General features: G+C 69.4%; 4 protein-coding genes. All 4 read left to right on the top strand.

The features are described from left to right. Window positions 1–535, top strand: a 535-nt coding sequence (locus tag BGN95_RS00480; RefSeq protein ID WP_286771287.1) for a bile acid:sodium symporter, incomplete at its 5' end; no start/stop codon positions are given. 86 nt (window positions 536–621) lie between these two features. Further along, entirely contained in the window at window positions 622–1,131 is a 510-nt protein-coding gene (gene yfiR, locus BGN95_RS00475) for a regulatory sequestration protein YfiR (protein WP_179512483.1), read from the top strand. Further along, on the top strand, window positions 1,128–2,378 hold the full coding sequence (dgcN, locus tag BGN95_RS00470; RefSeq protein ID WP_286771286.1) for a diguanylate cyclase DgcN/YfiN: 1,251 nt from the start codon (window positions 1,128–1,130) through the stop codon (window positions 2,376–2,378). Before yfiR ends, dgcN begins: the two co-directional genes overlap by 4 nt. 86 nt (window positions 2,379–2,464) lie before the next feature. Then, the gene (yfiB, locus tag BGN95_RS00465) at window positions 2,465–2,992 is read left to right on the top strand and encodes an outer membrane lipoprotein YfiB (RefSeq protein ID WP_179512481.1); all 528 of its coding nucleotides are present in this window, start codon (window positions 2,465–2,467) and stop codon (window positions 2,990–2,992) included. The last annotated feature ends 19 nt before the right edge of the window (window positions 2,993–3,011 follow it).

Genomic DNA, 3,011 nt, shown 5'->3' with positions numbered 1-3,011 from the left:
CGCGATGGTCGCGGCGGTCAGCGGCGAGCCGTTCCCGATCCTGCCCGCGATCGGCGATGTCGCGCTGACCTTGCTGCTGCCGTTCGCGGCGGGGCAACTCTCCCGCCCGTTGATCGCGACATGGCTCGCGGCGCGCAAGCCGATCATCAACCGGCTCGATCGCGGGGTGATCGTGCTGATCGTCTATACCGCTTTCTGCGAGTCCACCGCCTCGGGGCTGTGGTGGCGCTATTCGCCGTGGGTGATCGCCGAGATCGCGGCGATCGCGGCGATATTGCTGGCGGTGGTGCTGGGGGTGACGACCGCGCTGTCGCGCGCCTGCGGCTTCCCGCTGGCGGACGAGGTGACGACGGTGTTCTGCGGGTCGAAGAAGAGTCTCGCCAACGGCGCGCCGATCGCGCGGATCCTGTTCGCGGGCAACCCGGCGATGGGGATGATCATGCTGCCGATCATGCTCTATCACCAACTGCAGCTGATCGTCTGTTCGATACTCGCGCGCCGCTATGCCGCGCGGGCGGCAGCAGCGGCGCGTTGAGCACGCCACTCGACAGCTTGGATCGGGCTGCGTATTTCGTTTACTCGCCCGGCATATAGTGGCCGCGGATATTGGAACCCCGCCGCTTGCTTCTTGCCTTCGCCCTTCTGTTCGCCCCGCTCCAGGAAATCCCGATCGCCGCGCCGATCACGCATACCGGCGTGCGCCCGGCGATCGCGGCGACGATCGCGGGAATCGCGAGCTTCACGCGCTGGCCGCAACCGCAGGCGCCGGTGCGGCTCTGCCTCGCCGGGGTGACGCAGGTCAGCGAGCGCGATTTCGCCGGGGTCGCGATCGACGGTCAGCCGGTCGCGGCGACGCGGATCGATCGCCCCGCCGCGCTGGCGACGGCGCGCTGCGCGATCCTCTATCTCGGGCGGATGCCCGTGCCGGCCGCGCAGCGACTGATCTGGGCAAGCTACGGCCGCGCCATCCTGACGATCGCCGAGGATGATCCGGAATGCCGCGGCGGGGCGATGTTCTGTCTGCGCGACGAGCCTGCGGCGGTGCGCTTCCTGCTCAATCTCGATGCGATCTCGCGCGGGGCGGTGAAGGTCGATCCGCGCGTGCTGCGGCTGACGCGAGGTGCGCATTGAGCGCCGAGCGGCTTCCGACATTGGGCCGCGCGCTGGCGCGCGTTCAGCAGCGCACGATGCTGCTGACGTTGCTGCTCGCGCTGGCCGGCAGCCTGCTCAGCGGCGTGCTGATGGTCGACAGCTATGTGCGGCAGAATATGCGGCTGATCGGCCAGCTCGCCGGGTACAGCGTCGAGCCGGCGGTGGTGTTTCACGATCAGACCGCGATCGACGATGCGATCCGCCCGCTGCTGACGCGTGGTGACGGGGTGCGCGCGGTGGTGGTGACTGCGGGCGGCCTGCGGGTCGAGGTGCGCCACCCGGAAGACGAGGCGCATAGCACGATCGGATCGCTCAAGGATCGCACCGCCGCGCTGTTGTGGCCCGAGCCGGCGATCACGCGGATCGATCACGCCGGGCGCCCGATCGGCGACGTGCGCGTCTATGCCGGGCTCGGCGGGCTCGATGGGTATCTCATGCTCGGCTTTGCCGACGGGGTGGGCGCGCTGATGCTCGCGGTGCTGCTCACCTATCCGATGGTCCGCCGGCTCCACCGCCGCATCGCCGAGCCGATCGGGGCGATCGCCGCGATCGCGCACCGCGTCCAGACCGAGCGCGCGCTGCACTTGCGCGCGCCGCGCGCGCCGATCGCCGAGATCGATTCGCTCGGGCACGATTTCAACGCGCTGCTGGCGGAGCTCGAAGGCTGGCAGGCGCATCTGGCGCGCGAGAACGAAACGCTGGCGCATCGCGCGATGCACGATCCGCTGACCGGGCTTGCCAATCGCGTGGTGCTGGAGGAGCGGCTGGCGAGCGAGCTCAAACTGGCTGCCGCCGCCGAGGCGGGGTTGGGCGTGCTCTATATCGACGCCAATCGCTTCAAGGAGATCAACGATCAGTTCGGTCATGCCGCGGGCGATCGTCTGCTGATCGAGATCGCCGCCCGGTTGCGCGGCGCATTGCGCCAGTCCGATCTCGCGGCGCGCGTGGGGGGCGACGAATTCGCGGTGCTGATCGCGCCGCCGGCCGGCCCGGACGAGACGCAGGCGCTCGCTGCGCGCATTCGCGCGACGATGACGCCGCCGTTGGTGTTGCCGGGCGGCGAGCGGATCGCGGTCTCGATCAGCCTCGGCGCCGCCAATTTCCCCGAGGACGGTCGCGATATCGCGACGTTGCTCAACGCCGCCGACCGCGCGATGTATGCCGACAAACGCGCGGCGCCGGCGCCGACGATCGCCGTGGTGCGCCAATCCTATAAACCGAGCTGACCCGAACGGATCGAGCCCCGCCGATCCGCAGAAGATTGCCCAAGCCCGTCAGCGGCTTATATGAGCCTCAGTTCAGGAGGCAGAAGATGACCCACCGATATCTGCTCCTTCCGGCGCTGGCGTTGATCGCCGGCTGCCAGACGGTGCAGCCCGCGCCCACGCGCGGCTTCTCGCCGGCGCAGCAGGCGACGCTGCAGGAGAATGGTTTCAAGCCGTCGGGCGACAATTGGGAGTTCGGCCTGGCCGATCGATTGCTGTTCGCGAGCGACAGCGCCAACCTGCTCGACGATCAGCGCGTCGCTTTGTCGCATACCGCCGCCGCGCTCGCCAAAGTGGACATTCACGGCGCACGGGTGGAGGGGCACACCGATCGCACCGGATCGGCGACCTATAACGAGGCGCTGTCGCTCAAGCGCGCGACGGCGGTCGCCGATGCCTTGCGCGCCGGGGGGCTCGACGGCGACCGGCTGGTCGTGCGCGGTCTGGGCGCGCGCTATCCGGTGATGAGCAACATCACCGCCGCGGGGCGGACCGAGAACCGGCGCGTCGTGATCATCGTTTCGCCGGACGACGCCCGGCCGGCGGCGCCCCCACCTTCCGGTGCGGTGCGTTAGTTAAAGCAGGGTCGCCCAA

The sequence above is a fragment of the Sphingomonas sp. 66-10 genome, from assembly GCF_001897045.1.
GTDB lineage: Bacteria > Pseudomonadota > Alphaproteobacteria > Sphingomonadales > Sphingomonadaceae > Sphingomonas > Sphingomonas lycopersici.
Note: the sequence above shows the minus strand (reverse complement) of the source record. Positions and strands in the feature narration are given on the sequence as shown.

What these genes read in the sequence shown, in the direction of transcription:
- yfiB (WP_179512481.1), top strand. Translation starts at nt 2,465, where the DNA reads ATGACCCACCGATATCTGCTCCTTCCGGCGCTGGCGTTGATCGCCGGC.